General features: G+C 68.7%; 14 protein-coding genes. 2 read left to right on the plus strand and 12 right to left on the minus strand.

Going from position 1 to position 17,298, the window contains the following annotated elements:
- Positions 1-101: 101 nt before the first annotated feature.
- Entirely contained in the window at positions 102-593 is a 492-nt protein-coding gene (locus AC1PZ7_RS19445; protein ID WP_482356829.1) for a phasin, read from the minus strand.
- Positions 594-820: 227 nt separating this feature from the next.
- Complete coding sequence (locus tag AC1PZ7_RS19450) at positions 821-1,207, minus strand: phasin family protein (RefSeq protein ID WP_482356830.1); 387 nt, start codon at positions 1,205-1,207, stop codon at positions 821-823.
- A gap of 318 nt (positions 1,208-1,525) precedes the next feature.
- Between AC1PZ7_RS19450 and AC1PZ7_RS19455 the strand changes: the two genes are divergently transcribed.
- Positions 1,526-4,213, plus strand: coding sequence for an ATP-binding protein (locus tag AC1PZ7_RS19455; protein ID WP_482356831.1), 2,688 nt, complete (start codon positions 1,526-1,528; stop codon positions 4,211-4,213).
- A gap of 3 nt (positions 4,214-4,216) precedes the next feature.
- Here AC1PZ7_RS19455 and AC1PZ7_RS19460 read toward each other — a convergent pair whose 3' ends face one another.
- Positions 4,217-6,193, minus strand: a complete 1,977-nt coding sequence (locus AC1PZ7_RS19460) for an AsmA family protein (RefSeq protein ID WP_482356832.1) — start codon at positions 6,191-6,193, stop codon at positions 4,217-4,219.
- A 219-nt stretch (positions 6,194-6,412) separates the two neighbouring features.
- Here AC1PZ7_RS19460 and AC1PZ7_RS19465 point away from each other — a divergent pair, with 219 nt between their 5' ends.
- Positions 6,413-8,374 (plus strand): acetoacetate--CoA ligase, encoded by a 1,962-nt coding sequence (locus AC1PZ7_RS19465; RefSeq protein WP_482359683.1) that lies wholly within the window; start codon positions 6,413-6,415, stop codon positions 8,372-8,374.
- A gap of 150 nt (positions 8,375-8,524) precedes the next feature.
- Here AC1PZ7_RS19465 and AC1PZ7_RS19470 read toward each other — a convergent pair whose 3' ends face one another.
- The 9 genes from AC1PZ7_RS19470 to AC1PZ7_RS19510 all read right to left on the minus strand — a co-directional run bounded on the left by AC1PZ7_RS19470 (position 8,525) and on the right by AC1PZ7_RS19510 (position 17,298).
- Entirely contained in the window at positions 8,525-10,189 is a 1,665-nt protein-coding gene (locus tag AC1PZ7_RS19470) for an ABC transporter permease (RefSeq protein ID WP_482356833.1), read from the minus strand.
- Positions 10,190-10,288: 99 nt separating this feature from the next.
- Positions 10,289-11,338: a Fe(3+) ABC transporter substrate-binding protein gene (locus AC1PZ7_RS19475; protein ID WP_482356834.1), complete on the minus strand. Its 1,050-nt coding sequence runs from the start codon at positions 11,336-11,338 to the stop codon at positions 10,289-10,291.
- Between the two features lie 262 nt (positions 11,339-11,600).
- Positions 11,601-12,077 carry a bacterioferritin gene (gene bfr, locus AC1PZ7_RS19480; RefSeq protein WP_482356835.1) on the minus strand — a complete coding sequence of 159 codons (477 nt, stop codon included), beginning with the start codon at positions 12,075-12,077 and terminating at the stop codon, positions 11,601-11,603.
- Between the two features lie 121 nt (positions 12,078-12,198).
- A complete protein-coding gene (locus AC1PZ7_RS19485; protein WP_482356836.1) occupies positions 12,199-12,474 on the minus strand; it encodes a (2Fe-2S)-binding protein in 276 nt (91 codons plus the stop codon).
- Between the two features lie 167 nt (positions 12,475-12,641).
- Positions 12,642-13,298, minus strand: a complete 657-nt coding sequence (locus tag AC1PZ7_RS19490; protein WP_482356837.1) for a GNAT family N-acetyltransferase — start codon at positions 13,296-13,298, stop codon at positions 12,642-12,644.
- Between the two features lie 20 nt (positions 13,299-13,318).
- A complete protein-coding gene (locus AC1PZ7_RS19495; RefSeq protein WP_482359684.1) occupies positions 13,319-14,533 on the minus strand; it encodes a M16 family metallopeptidase in 1,215 nt (404 codons plus the stop codon).
- 68 nt (positions 14,534-14,601) lie between these two features.
- Positions 14,602-16,011: a threonine synthase gene (gene thrC, locus AC1PZ7_RS19500; protein ID WP_482356838.1), complete on the minus strand. Its 1,410-nt coding sequence runs from the start codon at positions 16,009-16,011 to the stop codon at positions 14,602-14,604.
- Positions 16,012-16,165: 154 nt separating this feature from the next.
- Positions 16,166-16,915: an SURF1 family protein gene (locus AC1PZ7_RS19505; RefSeq protein ID WP_482356839.1), complete on the minus strand. Its 750-nt coding sequence runs from the start codon at positions 16,913-16,915 to the stop codon at positions 16,166-16,168.
- The gene (locus tag AC1PZ7_RS19510; RefSeq protein ID WP_482356840.1) at positions 16,912-17,298 is read right to left on the minus strand and encodes a DUF983 domain-containing protein; all 387 of its coding nucleotides are present in this window, start codon (positions 17,296-17,298) and stop codon (positions 16,912-16,914) included. Before AC1PZ7_RS19510 ends, AC1PZ7_RS19505 begins: the two co-directional genes overlap by 4 nt.

The following is a 17,298-nucleotide window of genomic DNA, read 5'->3' on the forward strand; positions in this document are numbered from 1 at the left end:
GGAAATCGCGCGTGCGGCGCGCGCGGGCGCGAGCCGCGTCGGCACGAAAAAACCCGGCCCGCGCGAGCGGACCGGGTTCTGAATGTTCGAAGAAGCGGCGATCAGGCCGACTTCTTGATGGTCTTCTCGACCGAGGCCTTGATCGGCTCGGCGGTGTCGGTCGCCACTTTCTGGGCCAGCGTCGACAGTTCCTTGGCCTGGGCCGAGAGCACGTCGAACTGCTTGCGCAGATGGCCGGTCGACAGTTCGACCGCTTCCGACACGCTCTTGGCGCCGAACAGCGCGCCGACATAGTCGAAGGCCGCATTCACATTGGTGCGCAAGGATTCCAGCGCCACCGCATTGTACTCGACCAGACCCTTGGAGGCGGTCGTATAGGTATCCTCGAGAAGGTCGGTGGTCTCCTCGGCGCTGGTCTTCAACTTCTCATACGCCTCGCGCGCGCTCTGCACGCTCTTTTCCGCCATCTCGCGCATGGCGGCGGGAACTTCGAGGTTCGGCATGTCCAGCTTGGGCATCGCCGCCTCGAAAGCGGACGTCGCGGCCTTGGCGGCCTTCTTCGGGGACGGCGTCACGGGGGTAGCCTCAACCATGGGTTTCTCCACGAATTCGCGGTGGATCCAGGATGGCGACGACCGCTTCCGCGTTTGCGACCGTGCCTGACCGGCGAAGCCGCTTCGGGATGACGACCCGAGGCTCCACCTTGTCTCGCGGATAATAATTGTGCATTGCAATATCATATTGCAATGCACAATCAACCCATTCCTGCGATTTTTTTCGCGTCGCGGCCCGCAGACGGCGCCCTGGCCTTGCTCGCGGCTTATTTGCCGGCCTTCTGCAGCGCAGCGGCGAGGCCAGACGCCGCGCCGGCATGCTCGCCCAACGTCTTGGTCTGCTCGGTGAGGCGCGCGGCCTGCTCCTTCACATAGTCGGCGTGCAGGCGCGTCCATTCGTCGACCGTGGTCGCCTTGGCGAGGCGGGAGGCGAAATCGAAGCCAGCGGCGATGTTCGCCTCGGCGAAGTCGAGCGTGGTGCGGCCGAGATCGCGGGCGTTGTCATGCGCCGCGTCAAACTGGCGGCCGGCATCGTCCAGCGCCTTGTGCGCGGCATCGATGAAGCCGTCGATCGCGGCGCGCGCCTGATCGACGCCCTGCTCGGCGATCGTGCGCAGTTCCGGGGGGATTTCGAGTTTTGGATCGTCGGCCATGGCGCAAACTCCCTCCTTCTGACGATGCCTCATCCTAGGCAACCGAGGGCGGAGCAACATCCGGCCAGATGCCTACGACCAAAGTAGTATCGCTGCCGCAAAAGGCAATCGAATTCGGCGGATCGGGCCTCGCCGGTTGCAAGTGGTTAACCGGTATCGGTGGCAACCGATTAACCGGAATTGATGAAGCTGGAACGACAGGGGCGGCGGCGCATGGCACGGGACGCCGGCCGGCATTATTGTTAGCTTCCGGCGGCGGGTCCAATCTCGACCCGTCGCCCATATCCGGTTCGCACCGGCGGGGTCACTCAGACGATCATGAACACACCGACGGACGGTTTCGGCAGCTTGGCGATCGACGCGCTGCGCGCCCAGGCGGCCACCGCCCTCGCGGCGGCGGCGCCGGCCGTGCTCGCGCATGTCGACGGCACGCTGATCGCGGCCAATGCCGCCGGGCGTGCCCTGCTCGACGCGGCAACCGTCGCCGCGCTCGCGCCCCGTCTCGCGCCGACGCTGCGCCCCGCCCGGCCGGCGCGGCTGGAGCGCCTGCGCCTGCCCGGACGGCTGACCCCGGCCACCTTCGCCTGCTCGCTGCTCGCCGCCGGCGCCGCCCGCGCGGTGCTGCTCGTCAGCCTCGATGCGGCGCCCGCCGCCCTGCCCACCGAGGTCCCGCATCCCACGACGCCTTCGGCGACGGCGGAGAGCAGCGTCGCGCCGACGCCGCTACGCTTCACCTGGAGCACCGGCCTCGACGCGCGGCTGACCCGCGTCGATCCCCGTCTCGCGGCGGCGCTCGAACGGGCGCCCGGCGCGATCGCCGGCCTCGACTGGCACGCGCTCGGCGCGCCCGGCGCCCATCGCGCGGTGCTGGAAGGGCTCAGCTTCAATCATCTGCCGGTGCTGCTGCCGACCGAACGCGGCGATGCGCTCGACATCGAGCTCGGCGGCGCACCGATCCGTGGCGAGGGCATGCGCGGTTTCGGCATCGTCAGGGGCCGCCGCCCGGCGCAGGCCCGGCCGGCGCCCGAGCTGGAGCCCGTCCGCCCGGCCGTTACGCCGCGTCCGGCTCCCCCCGCGCCGCCGCGCGCCGCCCCCCCGGCGCCGGAGGCGCCGCCCTCCGAGGCCGCGCCGCCGATGCGCGTCACGCTGAGCATCGTGCCCTCCTCGCCGAATGTCGTGCCGTTGCGCGGCGGCAATGGCGAAACGTCGCGCGAAAGCGCCCGTTCCTCCTGGGAAGTCCTGTCGAACGGCGAGCGCAATGCCTTCCGCGAGATCGCCCGCGCCCTCGGCGCGCGGCTGGAAGGGGTCGACGACTTCCCCGAACCGGCCGGCGCCGATACCGGCGCCCCCGAGGCACCGCCCCCCGCCGCCACGCCGGAACCGTCCGAGCCACCTGCGGCGCCCCCGCCTGTCTCCCCGGCCCCGCCGGCCGTCACCGCCCTGCCCGCCAATGATGCGGCGCCGGAGAGCCGCGCCGAACCGGACGGCCTGCGGCGCGTGCTGGTCGACGGCGAGCGGCCGGTGCTCGACCGCCTGCCGCTCGGCCTCGTCGCCTTCCGCGGCGACCGGCTGCTCTACGCCAACCGCGCCCTGCTGGAGTGGACCGGCTACGCCGACCTCGCCGCGCTCGAAGCCGCCGGCGGCCTTGCCGCGCTGTTCGGACCCGAAGCCGCGGCCGAGGACGCGGACGAGGACGGCCGCGCGCTCACCATCGTCGGTGCGGGCGGCGACGCCGTCACCGTCGAGGCGCGGCTGATGTCGTCCCCCTGGGAGGGCGGGCTGGCCATGCTCTACGTGCTCCACCGGGTCGCGCGCGCCCCCGATCTGCAGGCCGACAGCCTGATCGACGAGCGCCTGCGCCAGGCCGAGCTTGCGCTGCGCGAGGCCGAAAGTTCGGGGCGCGAGCTGCGTGCCATTCTCGACACGGCGACGGATGGCGTGGTGCTGATCGACGCCGCCGGCATCGTGCTGTCGATGAACCATCCGGCAGAGGCGCTGTTCGGCTTCAACGCCGGCGAGGTGAAAGGCGAATCCTTCACCCTCCTGCTGGCGCCCGAGAGCCAGCGCGCCGCCATCGACTATCTCGACGGCCTCGCCTCCAACGGCGTGGCCAGCGTGCTCAATGACGGGCGCGAGGTGATCGGGCGCGTGCGCGAGGGCGGCCTCATCCCGCTGTTCATGACCGTGGGCCGCATCGGCGACGATCCGACCAAGTTCTGCGCCGTGCTGCGCGACATCACGCAGTGGAAGCGCGCCGAGGAGGAGCTGACCGAGGCCAAGCGCCTCGCCGAGCGCGCCAATCTCGCCAAGTCGGATTTCCTGGCCAAGATCAGCCACGAGATCCGCACCCCGCTCAACGCCATCATCGGCTTTTCCGAGGTGATGATGGAGGAGCGTTTCGGGGCGATCGAGAACCAGCGCTACCGCGACTATCTGCGCGACATCCACGCCTCGGGCGAGCATCTCATCTCGCTCATCAACGATCTGCTCGACCTGTCGAAGATCGAGGCCGGCAAGCTCGACCTCGCCTTCACCAGCGTATCGCTGAACGAAATCGTGCAGCAGTGCATGGGCATCATGCAGCCTCAGGCGAACCGCGAGCGCATCATCATCCGCTCCTCGCTCGCCACCGACCTGCCGCCCGTGGTGGCCGATGCCCGCTCGATCCGCCAGATCGTGCTGAATCTCGTCTCCAACTCGATCAAGTTCACCCAGCCGGGCGGTCAGGTCATCCTGTCGACGACGCTGACCGAGGAGGGCGAAGTGGTGATGCGGGTACGCGACACCGGGATCGGCATGTCGGAATCCGACATCTCCATCGCGATGGAGCCGTTCCGCCAGATCACCACCTCCACCCGCTCCGGCTCCGGCGGCACCGGGCTGGGGCTGCCGCTGACCAAGGCGCTGGCGGAAGCCAACCGCGCCAGCTTCAACATCCGTAGCGCAGTGGATGCCGGCACCATCGTCGAGATCATCTTCCCCTCGACACGCGTGCTGGCGGAATAGGTCTCACGGCGCCGGCGCCGCCACGTCCAGCGTGTCGGAGCCACGCAAAAGAGGGCGCGCCGCGCCCGAACGGCGGATCAACGCCTGGGGGTCCGGCAGCACGATCGGCCGGTCCCAGTCTCCCAGAACGACGAAAGGCAGCTCGAACGCCACCGTCGTCAACGCCGCCGTGGTGACGTCGGCCTGCGATGCGGACGCTGCGGTCGAAGCCGGCTCGGCCGCAGCCTGGCCCTCGGCCGTCAGGGGAGCGACCGTCGCCTCGGCCGAAGTGGCCGGCGCCGGATCGGCTTTCGCGGCAGCAACCTTGGCCGCAGCAACCTTGGCGGCTTCGGCCGAGGCCGGGCGCACCAGTTGGGCGATGCCCGTAAAGTCGAGGGCGCGCAGGGCGATCGAGCTCTCACCCGCGAGCGCGACGCGCAGCTTGTCGCTGGCGAGGTCGATACGGTCGAGCCGGGCGACGCCGTCCTCGATGCTGGCATCGACCACGATGCTGTCGAACGGCGTCCGCCCGCCGCGCAGATCGCCGCCGCCGGAGAGCGGGCGCTTCTCAAGCCGCGCGAGAATGCGTCCGACATCGATGCCGACCAGCGCGCCATCCTCGCCGGACAGGGTGAAGGCGCCGTTCAGCTTCTGGACGATTTCCATGACGCTGGTGCCGGAGCCGGTCGCCGAGAGCCGGAACGAGCCGGTGCCCTCCAGCCGCGGCAGTCGGAACAGCTCGCCGAGAGCCTTGGCGAGCGCCACGTCGTCGGCGGAGAGGTCGATGCGGACATTGGCCCCCGCGCCGCTCTCCAGCGGCGATATCTGCGCCGAGGCCCGGAACAGCCCGCCCCACGCCTCGGCCTCGCCGATGGTGAACGAGAGCTTCCCGCCCTTCAGCGTCGCGCTCGCCGCCATGCGCTGCAGCGCGGCCTCGCCGATGCGCACCTGGCCGGCCGAGAGCCGCAGATCGACGTCGAGCCGTTGCGTGCGGTTCAGGTCGATCGCCTCGCGGTTCCAGCTCCCCCCGCGCGAACCGGACAGCGTCATCTCGCCATAGGGCGACAGGTCGAGCGACTCGCTGGCGAGCGAGCCCTGCAGCATGGCGTGGCTGGCATCGACCCTGAGGTTGAAGGCACCGACGCTGGAATTGCCGTCGAGATCGATGCGCGCCTCGTTCAGCACGGCGCCCTGCGCCGACAGAAGGGCTACGGCGCGCAGATCAAAGGCGCCGAAGCCGCGCGCGGTCGGCGCCTCGAAGCCAAGCCATCCGAGAGCGTCACGCAGCCGGTCCGAGCTGGCGGTCAGGGCTCCCGTGACGACCGGGCCGCCGGCCAGCCGCGCGCCGCCCTGGAAGGTGAGCTTCGCCGGCGCACCCGACAGCGACAGGCGAAGGGTGCCGGCCTCGCCGGCGGCAAGGGCGGCAAGACCGCTCAGGCTGAGATCGACGTCGAGCGGCTCGCCGCGCCACACCGCCCGCCCGGAGGCGGTCACCTCGCGTCCGCCGCGCCAGCCGATGCGAATGTCCGCCTGCGGGATCAGCACCTCGTCGCCCGCCGCGCGGGTGACCTTGAGGCTGCCTTCCTTCACATAGAGGTCCGCCTGGGAGGCCGTCGTGCCGAGACCGGTGATCAGGACGCCGAGCGCCTCGAGGCCGTCGCCCGGATCGGCGAGGGTGAGGTCGGCATCGTCCAGCTCGACATAGTCGGCACGGGCCCGCCCCGCGAGCAGCGGCAGCACGCCCAGCACCACCCGCGCCGCGCCCACGTCGAGCCGGGCACGGGGACCGTCGATGGTGAGCTTCTCGACCTTGATGGCCGGCCAGGGCAGCACGGAAAAGGACACTGGCCCGGCAAGCGTCGGATGGCGCCCGGTGGCTGCCTCGACCATCGTCTCGACCTCCTGGCGCAGCCGCGCCTCGGAAGCGAATTTGGGCGCGAGGACGCCGGCGGCAAGCACCGCCACGAGAGGCAGGAGAAGGAAAGGAACGAATTTTCTCATCGCGTCACCGTGCCCCCGGCCCTCGCTACAGCATCGGACCGAAGCCGCGCAAGCCGAAGCCGCGCGACGGGCACTGATCCCATCTGAAAGTCGAGGCAACATGTTGTGCGTCTGTGTCTGTTTGATGGCCTGACAGGAAGCCGGCCCGGCGCTATGACTTGTGCCGTCGGCGGCAGGACGGTCCGAGGCGCGACCATGAGGGAGACGGCAGCGATGGGTGTGACGGGCCAGGAAGCTCTCTGGACGCCGAGCCCGGACAGGGTGGCCCGCACGGTGATCACCTCCTTCATCGCGACGGTGAATGCCCGGCATGGCACGGCGCTGACGGATTACCGCTCGCTGCACCGCTGGTCGATCGCTCATCCCGGCGCCTTCTGGGAAGAGATCTGGGATCTCGGAGAGGTCGTCGGCGACAGGAACGGGCCCGCCCTGGTCGATGGCGACCGCATGCCCGGCGCGCGCTTCTTTCCCGAGGCGACGCTGAACTACGCCGAAAACCTGCTGCGCCCGCGCGATGCCGAGAGCGTGGCGCTGATCTTCCGCGGCGAGGACAAGGTCGAGCGGCACATGAGCTTCGGCGAGCTCACCGATCTCGTCTCGCGGCTGCAGCAGGCGCTGCGCGCGGCGGGCGTCGGCGTCGGCGACCGGGTGGCGGCCACCATGCCGAACCTGCCGGAAACCATCGCCATCATGCTGGCGGCCAATTCGCTCGGCGCGATTTTCTCCTCCTGCTCGCCCGATTTCGGCGAGCGCGGCATCCTCGACCGCTTCGGCCAGATCGAGCCGAAAGTGTACTTCGCCTGCGACGGCTACTGGTACAACGGCAAGCCGGTCGCCATCGGCGAGAAGCTGCGCAACGTCGTGCCGCACATGCCCGGCGTCGCCCGGACGGTGATCGTCCCCTATCTCGGCACGGCCGCGGAGGTGGCGGCGGAGCTGCCGAACGGCACGGCGCTCGCCGATTTCCTCGCGCCCTTCGCGCCGGCGGCGCCCACCTTCGAGCGACTGCCCTTCAACCATCCCGCGTTCATCCTGTTCTCCTCCGGCACCACCGGCGTGCCCAAATGCATCGTGCACGGCGCCGGCGGCACGCTGCTGCAGCACATCAAGGAGCACCGGCTGCACTGCGATCTGGTGCCTGGCGACCGGCTGTTCTACTTCACCACCTGCGGCTGGATGATGTGGAACTGGCTGGTGACGGGGCTCGCCAGCGGGCTGACGCTCTGCCTGTTCGACGGCTCGCCCTTCGCGCCGACGCCTTCGGTGCTGTTCGACTTCGCCGAGAAGGAGCGTTTCGCGCTGTTCGGCACCTCGGCGAAATACATCGACTCGCTGCGCAAAGAGGGCATCTGCCCGGGCGAGACGCACGACCTCGCCGCGCTCAAGGCGCTGACCTCGACCGGCTCGCCGCTGGCGCCGGAGAGCTTCAGCTTCGTCTATGAGGCGATCAAGGCGGACCTGCACCTCGCCTCGATCTCCGGCGGCACGGACATCGTCTCCTGCTTCGTGCTCGGCGACCCGACCTCGCCGGTCTACAAGGGCGAGATCCAGGCGCCCGGGCTCGGCATGGCGATCGAGGTGTGGTCGGACGAGGGGCGGCCCGTCATCGGCGAGCGCGGCGAGCTGGTGTGCACCCGCCCCTTCCCCTGCATGCCGGTGATGTTCTGGAACGACCCGGAAGGCGCGAAATACCACGCCGCCTATTTCGAACGCTTCCCGAACGTGTGGTGCCATGGCGATTTCGCCGAATGGACCGCGCATGGCGGCATCGTCATCCACGGCCGCTCCGACGCCACGCTCAACCCGCAGGGCGTGCGCATCGGCACCGCCGAGATCTACGCGCAGGCCGAGCAGATCGCCGAGATCGTCGAGGCCATCGCCATCGGCCAGGACTGGGACAACGACGTGCGCGTCGTGCTGTTCGTAAGGCTGCGCGAGGGTGTCGGCCTCGACGCCGATCTGGAGAAGCGCATCCGCACGCAGATCCGCACCGGCGCCAGCCCGCGCCACGTACCGGCCAAGATCATCGCCGTGGCCGACATTCCGCGCACCCGGTCCGGCAAGATCACCGAGCTGGCGGTGCGCGACGTGGTGCATGGCCGCCCGGTGAAGAACACCGAGGCGCTGGCCAATCCGGAATCGCTGGAGCTGTTCCGCAACCGGCCCGAACTAGCGGAGTGACGGCGCGACGGACCGCCGCCGGGCACTCCCTCATGACGTCATCCCGGCCGAAGCGTAGCGAAGAGCCGGGATCGCGCCCCATCCTGTACGCGATCCCGGACCGGCCTGCGGCCGTCCGGGATGACGCGTGCGTTTGCAGGTACCGCTCCCTCACCCCTGCCGTGGCCGCGAGAGCCGCGCCAGCAGGATGACCGGCACCAGCCCGACCAGCACGATGAGAAGCGCGGCGAGCGCGCCGTCCTCATAGGTGCCGCGCGCCGCCTCGGCGTAGACATGGCTCGCCAGCGTCTCGAAGTTCAGCGGCCGCAGCATCAGCGTTGCCGGCAGTTCCTTCATGCAGTCGACGAAGACCAGCAGCGCCGCCGTGCCGAGCGCCGGCCGCAGCAGCGGCATGTGGATGCGCCGCACGACCCCGCCCGGCTGCTCGCCGAGGCTGCGGGCGGCCATGTCGAGCGTGGTGCCGATCTTGCCGTAGCCAGCCTCGAGCCCGCCGACCGGAATGGCGAGGAAACGGATCACATAGGCGATGATGAGCGCGGCGCCGGAACCCGACAGCAGCAGCCCGGTCGACACGCCGGTGAACTGGCGGCTGAGATCGGACACCAGATTGTCGAAGCCGGCGAGCGGCACCAGCAGGCCCACCGCCAGCACGGTGCCCGGCACGGCGTAGCCAAGCCCCGCCAGTCGCAACGCCAGGCTTGAGCGCAGCGCGCCCGTCCTCATCGCCACCACCACGGCGAAGCCGCACAGCAGCGCCAGCGCGGTGCCGAGCGCGGCGAACATCGCCGTGTTGAGGGCCTCGACAAGGATCGTCGCCGGCAGGCCATGGAACTGGATACGCTTCCAGGCCGACAGGGCGAGATGGCCGGCCGGCATGAGGAAGCCGAGCACGACCGGGAGCAGGCAGGCAATGAAGGCGAACGTCGCCTGGCCGGCGGTCAGCGAACGGCGCGCCGGCGGCCGGGCGCGGTCGCCGATATTGCCGACGCGCTGATGCCGGCGCCCCCAGCGTTCCAGCATGACGAGGCCGAACATCAGCAGCAGCATGAACAGCGCGATCTGTGCCGCGCCGGGCAGGCTGGAGCGGTTCAGCCAGGTCGAATAGATCGACAGGGTGAGCGTCTGGACGCCGAGGAATTCCGAGGCGCCGATGTCGTTGACCGTCTCCATCAGCGCCAGCGTCACGCCGACGGCGATGGCCGGCCGGGCGAGCGGCAGGGCGATGCGGAAGAAGGCTTCCGTCGCCCCGGTGCCCAGCGTGCGCGCGGCATCCAGCACCGAGGCGGTCTGCACGAGAAAGGCCGAGCGGGCGGCGAGATAGACATAGGGGTAGAGCACCAGCCCGAGCAGCACGATGCAGCCCGGCAGCGAGCGCACCTCCGGCAGCCAGAGGTCGCGCGGCCGCAGGCCGAACACGCCCCGGATGAAGGTCGGGATCGGCCCCAGCGGATGCACCGCGTCGACATAGACGAAGGCCTGAATGTAGGTCGGGATGGCGAGCGGCAGCAGCAGTGCCCACTCGAACACGCCGCGTCCGGGAAACCGGCAGACCGCCACCAGCCAGGCCGTGCCGGTGCCGATCACGCCCACGACGACGCCGACACCGAGGACGAGCAGCGTCGTCTCGAGCAGGGCGTGCGGGATGACGTTGCGGATGAGATGCGGCCAGAGGTCGTCCGATCCCTGCAGCGCCGTCCAGGCCAGCGCCAGCAGCGGCAGCAGCACCAGAAGCACGACCGCCCCCGCTGCCGCCCGCAGGAACGGGTGGCCGGAGGCGGAGGTTGTCCGATGAGTGGAGCTGAGTGCCACGGTCATGTCACGCAACGTCCCGGAGCGGACATCGCTCCGGGACACAGGGATGTCTCGCAGGCATGGCGGCGCTCTCCATCATGACCAACACCGCGCCTACCAGATCTAGTTGTCGAAGCCGACCTTGTCGGCGAGGTCGGCCGCCGTCTTGCGCGCCTTGGCGAGCGCGACGAGGTCGACATTGTCGACCTTCAGCGGACCGAAGGCGGCGATGATCGGGTCGACGGGCGCGCCGGGAACCACCGGGTACTCGAAATTACCCTTGGCGTAGAGCTCCTGCGCCTCGGGAGAAACAAGATATTCCAGCAGCTTGACGGCATTGCCCTTGTTCGGCGCGTTCTTGGCGACCGAAGCGCCGGAGATGTTCACATGCGTGCCGCCGCCCTCGAAGGTCGGCAGGAGCACGTTGATCGCCTTCCCCCATTCCTCCTGCTCGGGGCCGCCCTTGCCGGAGCGCATCAGGCCCACATAGTAGGAGTTGGCGAGACCCAGGTCGCAGATGTCGCCGAGAATATCCCGCGCCACCTCCCGATCCCCACCCGCCGCCTTGCGGGCGAGGTTGGCCTTCACGCCCTTGAGCCATTCCTCGGCCTTCGCCTCGCCGTGATGGACGATGTAGGCGGCGATCAGCGCGGTGTTGTACGGGTGCTTGCCGGAGCGGATGCAGACCTCGCCCTTCCACTTGGGATCGGCGAAGTCCTCATAGGTGATCGCCGTTTCCTTCACCCGGTCCTTTGAGACATAGGCAACGCGCGCACGGGCCGAAAGCGCATACCAGCTGCCATCCGCCCCCCGCAGATTGGCGGGGATCGCCTTGTCGAGGACGTCGGAGGTCACCGGCTGGGTCACACCCTGGTCGACGAGATCGAGCAGCGCGCCGACATCGACGGTCATCAGCACGTCGGCGGGCGAGCCGGTTCCTTCCGCCTTCACCCGCTCGGCGAGGCCGTCCTTCACGAAGACGCTGTTCACCTTGATGCCGGTCTTCTCGGTAAAGCCGTCGAAGAGCGGCTTGGCGAGACCGGGCTCGCGCGTGGTGTAGATGTTGACCACTTCCTCAGCCGAGGCGAAGGCGGGCGCAAGGGCAAGACTGGCGACAACGAAACCGCCCAGAGCGAGGCGGCGGACAAAGGCGTTCGACATCGTGAGCGTCATTGGCGTCTCCTGCGTACACGTCGCCCCGGGGACAGGCCGGAAGCGTGTCCGACGTTAGGTGTGCTGGAGGCGGTAGCGGAGGCGCTGCGGACGGTCAATGAAAAGCTATGTGAGATCAATATCTTAGAATAAGTCTAATACAAAACTGGGATCTGCCGGCGCTGAAGGAGCCGAAAGATCACATGAAGATGCCGGACGCAAAAAAAGGCCGGTCGATCGACCGGCCTTTGTCAGCGTCATGAAACAGAGCAGTGCGCAGGGCTCAGTCGAGCCCGCCAATATGGTGCTGGGCGTAGAGCTGGATGCCGAGATTGGCGATCAGGTCGAGCTGGGTCTCGAGGAAATCGATATGCCCTTCCTCGTCCGCCATCAGCTCCTTGAAGAGATCGCGGCTGGGATAGTCCTGCACGGATTCGCAGTAGGCCGCAGCCTCCTGATAGAGCGCGCGCGCCTCGATCTCGGCGGCGAGGTCGCATTCGATGACTTCCTTGACGTCCTGGCCGATGCGCAGCGGATCGAGCACCTGCAGGTTCGGGAAGCCTTCAAGGAACAGGATCCGATCGATGAAGCGATCGGCGTGCTGCATCTCCTCGATCGACTCGGCGCGCCACTTGGCGGCGAGCTTCTTGTATCCCCAGTTGTCCAGCATGCGATAATGCAGCCAGTACTGATTGATCGCGGTGAGCTCCGAACGGACGCCGCGATTGAGATATTCGATGACCTTGGAATCGCCCTTCATGGCTGCGCCTCTCCTTCTCAAGCTTGTGTAACCTGTTTAGAAGAGTTCTAATTAATTGGCAACAAGAGACGTGCGTGCGATCCCGCCGGCTGATCGCGGGACGGGTCGAGGAACCACGCCGTCACTCGGCCGGAACAGCGTGCGCCGGGTGGACATGCCCAGAGGGAGCGTGCGCGTGAGCGTGCGCCGCAACCGGGCAGTCGCGCGCGCAGCCGCCGCAGGCGGCGGCGTTCACGTCGTCGATCAGCTTGCGGATGGTGCGGGCGCAACGGCCGCATTGGGCGCTACAGCCGAGGCAGCGATAGACCTGTCCCGCCGTACGGACCGCCGCCTCGGTCTCCGTCACCGCGCTGCGGATCTGACGGTCAGAAAGCACATTGCATGAACAGACGATCATCGAGAAGCAGGACCGAAGTGATTAGCTATTTAGAATTATTCTAAAATTAGCCTTCATCTTCTCTTTTCGCGCTATTCCGTCGTGCCGTCAATCGGCAAACGCCAATCTATCGATCACGTGAACCGATGCGACAAGTCTTCATGCGACGACTTTTTAGTCGTTCCAGATTAGCCCTCCTCGCTCAACTCTTTTCCACTTTCGAACGGCGCTAAACTGGGAACGTCGAGCCCTTGCCGCGCGCCGATAGAATCGGTTGCCAGACGGGCATAGAGCAGATGGTCCTGCCAGCTGCCGTTGATGCACAGATATTCCCTCCCATAGCCCTCGCGGCGGAAGCCAGTGCCTTCAAGCAGCCGGATCGAGGGCATGTTGTGTGGCAGGCAGGCGGCCTCGATGCGGCGCAGGCCGAGTGTCGTGTGCGCGAAGGGAACCAGCGCTCGCACGGCTGCGCTCATATAGCCCTTGCCGGCATAGGGCGCGCCCATCCAGTAGCCCAGGCTCGCCGTCTGGGTAACACCGCGCCGGACATTGGAGAGCGACAGGCCGCCGAGCAGTGCCCGATCCGCCCGCCGAAAGACGAGGAAGGGATAGGCGAGGTCCTCACGCACATCGCGGGTATAGCGGCGCATGCGGCGGCGGAAGGAGCCGCGCGTGAGGTCATAGGGTGGCCAGATCGGCTCCCAGGGCGACAGGAAGGCGCGGCTCTGCTCGCGCAGTGTCGACCAGGCGACGAAGTCCGACATTTGCGGCATGCGCAGCAGCACGCCCTCGCCCTCGACAAGCATCGGCGGCTCATGCCAGGAAACCGTGCGGAAGAAGGCCATGTGCGTACTGCGGAAGCGGACTATCCTGCGGAGAGACGTTCCGCGATGCGCGCCGCCGATTCAAGAGATTTTCCGGGGCCGAGCGCGGTGAATGTCGGCCGGCCGCGTGCGACCAACGCCCGACCCGCCGCCTTGGCGTCCTCGAGCGTGACCGCCTGGACCTTGCCGACGATTTCCTCCAGCGGGATCGGCCGGCCGAAGGCCAGCATCTGCCGGGCGAGCTGGTCGGCGCGCGCGCCGGAACTTTCCAGCGCCGCCAGCAGCCCGACCTTGGCCTGCGCCTTGGAGCGCGCCAGCTCGACCTCGCTCATCGTCTCGATCGTCGCCAGGATCTGATCGACCACGACATCGACCAGTTCGTCGACATCGCCGCCATCGGTGCCGGCATAGACGCCGAACAGACCGGTGTCGCCGTAGCCCCAGTGGAAGGAATAGACCGCGTAGCACAGGCCGCGCGCCTCGCGGACCTCCTGGAACAGGCGGGACGACATGCCCCCGCCGAGCACATTGGTGAAGACCTGCAACGCGTGGATGCCGGGATCGCGGTAGGACAGGCCCGGCAGGCCGAGCAGCACATGCGCCTGTTCCAGGTCGCGTCCGCCGCCGATCTCGACACCGCCTTCATAGCGGCCCGGCAGCGGCGCCGGCTTGTCCTCGCGCGAAAATCCGGCGAGGCGCTTGTCCACCTCCGCCACGATGGCCTCGTGCTCGACAGCACCGGCAGCGGCGACGATGGTCTTCGGCGCCCGGTAATTGCGCGCGAGATAGGCCTGCAGCCGGTCCGGCCCGAAGGAGCGCACCGTCTCGGGCGTGCCGAGGATGGAGCGGCCGATGGGCTGACCGGGAAAGGCCCGCTCCTGGAAGAGGTCGAAGACGAGGTCGTCGGGCGTGTCGAGCGCGGCGCCGATCTCCTGCACGATCACATTGTGCTCGCGCGCCAGCTCCTCCGGATCGAAGGCCGGTTCGGTGAGGATGTCGGAGAGCACGTCGAGCGCCAGCGGCACGTCCTCGGCCAGCACGCGGGCATTGTAGGTCGTGTGCTCGACGCTGGTCGCGGCGTTGATGTCGCCGCCGACCGCCTCGATCTCCTCGGCGATGCCGCGGGCGGTACGCCGGCGCGTGCCCTTGAACGCCATGTGCTCGAGCAGATGCGAGATGCCGTGCTCGTCCGCCTCCTCGTCGCGCGCGCCGGCACCCGCCCAGATGCCGAGCGAGGCGGTGGCGAGATGGGGCATCGTGTCGGTGACGACGGTGACACCGTTGTCCAGCTTGGTGATGCGCGGCCCGGCGGGGATCCCGGCGCTCACGCTGCCGTCTCCGACGCGCGGGCGTGGCGGGCGATATAGGCCTCGATGGCGCCGATGTCGTTCGGAAGGGTCGGGGTACGCTCCGGCCGTTCCAGGAGGTCGGCGAGATGGGGCGGCAGCGCCGGGCGCACGCCGCAGGCGCGCTCGACGGCATCGGGGAACTTGGCCGGATGGGCGGTGGCGAGCACCACCTGCGGCACATGCGGATCGCGCGCGATGCGTTCGGCCACCGAGACAGCGACGGCCGTGTGCGGATCGAGCAGATAGCCGGTCTGCTGCAGGGTGCGGGCGATGGTCTCGGCGGTCTGCGCCTCGTCGGCGCGGCCGGCATCGAAATCGGCACGGATCGCCTGCAGCGCCGCATTGGGCGGCGAGAAGGCGCCGGACTGCGCCAGCGCCGCCATCAGCCCGCGCAGCGCACCCGCGTCGCGGTCCATCGCCTCGAACAGCACCCGCTCGAAATTCGACGACACCTGGATGTCCATCGAGGGCGAGGAGGACGGCACGACGCCCGTCACCTCGTAGCGGCCGGAGCCGAGGGTGCGGGCGAGGATGTCGTTCACATTGGTGGCGATCACCAGCCGGTCGACCGGAAGGCCCATGCGCTTGGCGACATAGCCGGCCAGCACGTCGCCGAAATTGCCGGTCGGCACCACGAAGGACACCTTGCGGTGCGGCGCGCCGAGCGCGACGCCGGCGGCGAAGTAGTAAACGACCTGAGCGACGATGCGGGCCCAGTTGATCGAGTTCACGCCGGCGAGCTGCAGCCGGTCGCGGAAGGCGTGATGGTTGAACATCGCCTTCACATGCGCCTGGCAGTCGTCGAACGTGCCCTCGACCGCGATGGCGTGGACATTGGCGTCCGGCACGGTGGTCATCTGCCGGCGCTGCACCTCGGAGACGCGGCCGGCGGGATAGAGGATGAACACGTCGGTGCGGGCGCGGCCGCGGAACGCCTCGATGGCGGCACTGCCGGTGTCGCCGGAGGTCGCGCCGACGATGGTGGCGCGCTGGTCGCGCTCCACCAGCACATGGTCCATCATGCGGCCGAGAAGCTGCATCGCCACGTCCTTGAAGGCGAGCGTCGGGCCGTGGAACAGCTCCAGCACGAAGCGGCCCGGCGCGATCTGCACCAGCGGCGTGGTGGCCGGATGGCGGAAGGACGCATAGGCCTCCTCCAGCATCGGGCGCAGCACGCCGGGCGTGAACACGCCGTCGAGGAAGGGCGCGATGACCCGCCCCGCCACCTCGGCATAGGAGTGGCCGGCGAGCTTGGCGATCTCCTGCGGCGCCAGCGCCGGGAAGGCCTCGGGCACGTAGAGGCCGCCGTCGCGCGCGAGACCGGCGAGCAGGGCATCGGAGAAGGCGAGCACGGGAGCTTCGCCTCGGGTCGAGATGTAGCGCACGCGCGCCTCCGCTGGAGAATTCGGCGGCAAACTAGTGGTGGGGCGGGTCATAGGCAAGCCGACAGGTCGCAGACGCCCGACAGGGGAAGCCGGCGAGAACCCGGAAAGGCCGCAAATGCCGGACGGATGGATTGTGCCGCTTGGCGGAGAATGATCAGCGCCGCCTCACCCGGCCCCAGGCGTAGGCCGCGAAAACGCCGAGCAGCGTCACCGCCAGGCCGAACCAGGTCAGCGCATATTCGAGATGCCGGTTCGGGAAGCTCACGCGCGTCAGCCCGCCGCGCGGCAGGCCGCCGGGATTGGCGGTGGCGTCCGCGTCGATGAGGAAGGGCGCGACGCGCACCAGTTCCTTGGCGCTGGCGATGGCGTCCGGATCGCGCACATACCAGCTGTCGCGCGCCGCATCATTGGCGGGGGTGAAGAGCCCCGCCTCCTCCGGCAGGCGCAGCAGCCCGGTGATGGTGACGAGGCCGTCGACCTGACCCTGCGCGCGGGTCGCGGGGGCGCGCCGGTCGAGCGGGACGAAGCCTCGATTGATCAGCACGAAGGAGCCGTCGGAAAGATCGAGCGGCGTCACCACCCAGTAGCCCGGGCCGCCGGAGCCATCCGGCTCGGAATCGACCAGCGCATAGACCTGCACTTCAAGATCGTGCCGGAAACGGCCCTGCACGCGGACGCGGCGATACTCGTCATTCGCGAAATCGATGTGCGCCCAGTCCGCCTCCGGCGGCAGCGCCACCGGCTCCTTGTGGATGCGCGCTTCCACCGTGGCGACGAGCCCCTGCTTCCAGGCGAGCCGCTCGAGCTGCCAGACGCCGAGCCCGACCAGCACGCAGAAGGCCACCAGCGCCGCGAGCGTGACGGGCAGCAGGCTGCGCCATGACGAAGGGCCGGAAACGCTCACACGTCACCCTTGTCGAGCCGGCCTTCCTGCGCGCGCTTGGCATATTGCAGGGCGATCATCGTCGCCTTGAGCGGCCGCAGCAGGCCGAGGGTCGAGATGAGCACGAGCGGGCCCCACAGCAGCGCATGGACCCAGAATGGCGGCGCCCAGGTCAGCTCCACCCAGAGCGCGAGACCGACGACCAGCGAGCCGGCCGCCAGAATGATGAAGACGACCGGACCATCGCCGGAATCGTCGAAGCTGTAATCGAGCCCGCAATTGTCGCAGGACGGCGCAACGGTGAGGAAGCCCTTGAAGAGCTTTCCCCGGCCGCAGCGCGGGCAGCTGCAGGTCAGGCCCGCCGCATAGGGCGAAACGCCGGTGTGGAAAGGTTGAAGGTCCAT

The sequence above is a fragment of the Ancylobacter sp. TW_SC_1 genome (assembly GCF_056836805.1).

Bases quoted from the DNA above. Each gene is read 5' to 3' on its own strand.
- AC1PZ7_RS19445 (WP_482356829.1), bottom strand. From the start codon at position 593: ATGGTTGAGGCTACCCCCGTGACGCCGTCCCCGAAGAAGGCCGCCAAG.
- AC1PZ7_RS19450 (WP_482356830.1), bottom strand. From the start codon at position 1,207: ATGGCCGACGATCCAAAACTCGAAATCCCCCCGGAACTGCGCACGATC.
- AC1PZ7_RS19455 (WP_482356831.1), top strand. From the start codon at position 1,526: ATGAACACACCGACGGACGGTTTCGGCAGCTTGGCGATCGACGCGCTG.
- AC1PZ7_RS19460 (WP_482356832.1), bottom strand. From the start codon at position 6,193: ATGAGAAAATTCGTTCCTTTCCTTCTCCTGCCTCTCGTGGCGGTGCTT.
- AC1PZ7_RS19470 (WP_482356833.1), bottom strand. From the start codon at position 10,189: ATGACCGTGGCACTCAGCTCCACTCATCGGACAACCTCCGCCTCCGGC.
- AC1PZ7_RS19475 (WP_482356834.1), bottom strand. From the start codon at position 11,338: ATGACGCTCACGATGTCGAACGCCTTTGTCCGCCGCCTCGCTCTGGGC.
- bfr (WP_482356835.1), bottom strand. From the start codon at position 12,077: ATGAAGGGCGATTCCAAGGTCATCGAATATCTCAATCGCGGCGTCCGT.
- AC1PZ7_RS19485 (WP_482356836.1), bottom strand. From the start codon at position 12,474: ATGATCGTCTGTTCATGCAATGTGCTTTCTGACCGTCAGATCCGCAGC.
- AC1PZ7_RS19490 (WP_482356837.1), bottom strand. From the start codon at position 13,298: ATGGCCTTCTTCCGCACGGTTTCCTGGCATGAGCCGCCGATGCTTGTC.
- AC1PZ7_RS19495 (WP_482359684.1), bottom strand. From the start codon at position 14,533: ATGCCCCATCTCGCCACCGCCTCGCTCGGCATCTGGGCGGGTGCCGGC.
- AC1PZ7_RS19510 (WP_482356840.1), bottom strand. From the start codon at position 17,298: ATGGACCTTCAACCTTTCCACACCGGCGTTTCGCCCTATGCGGCGGGC.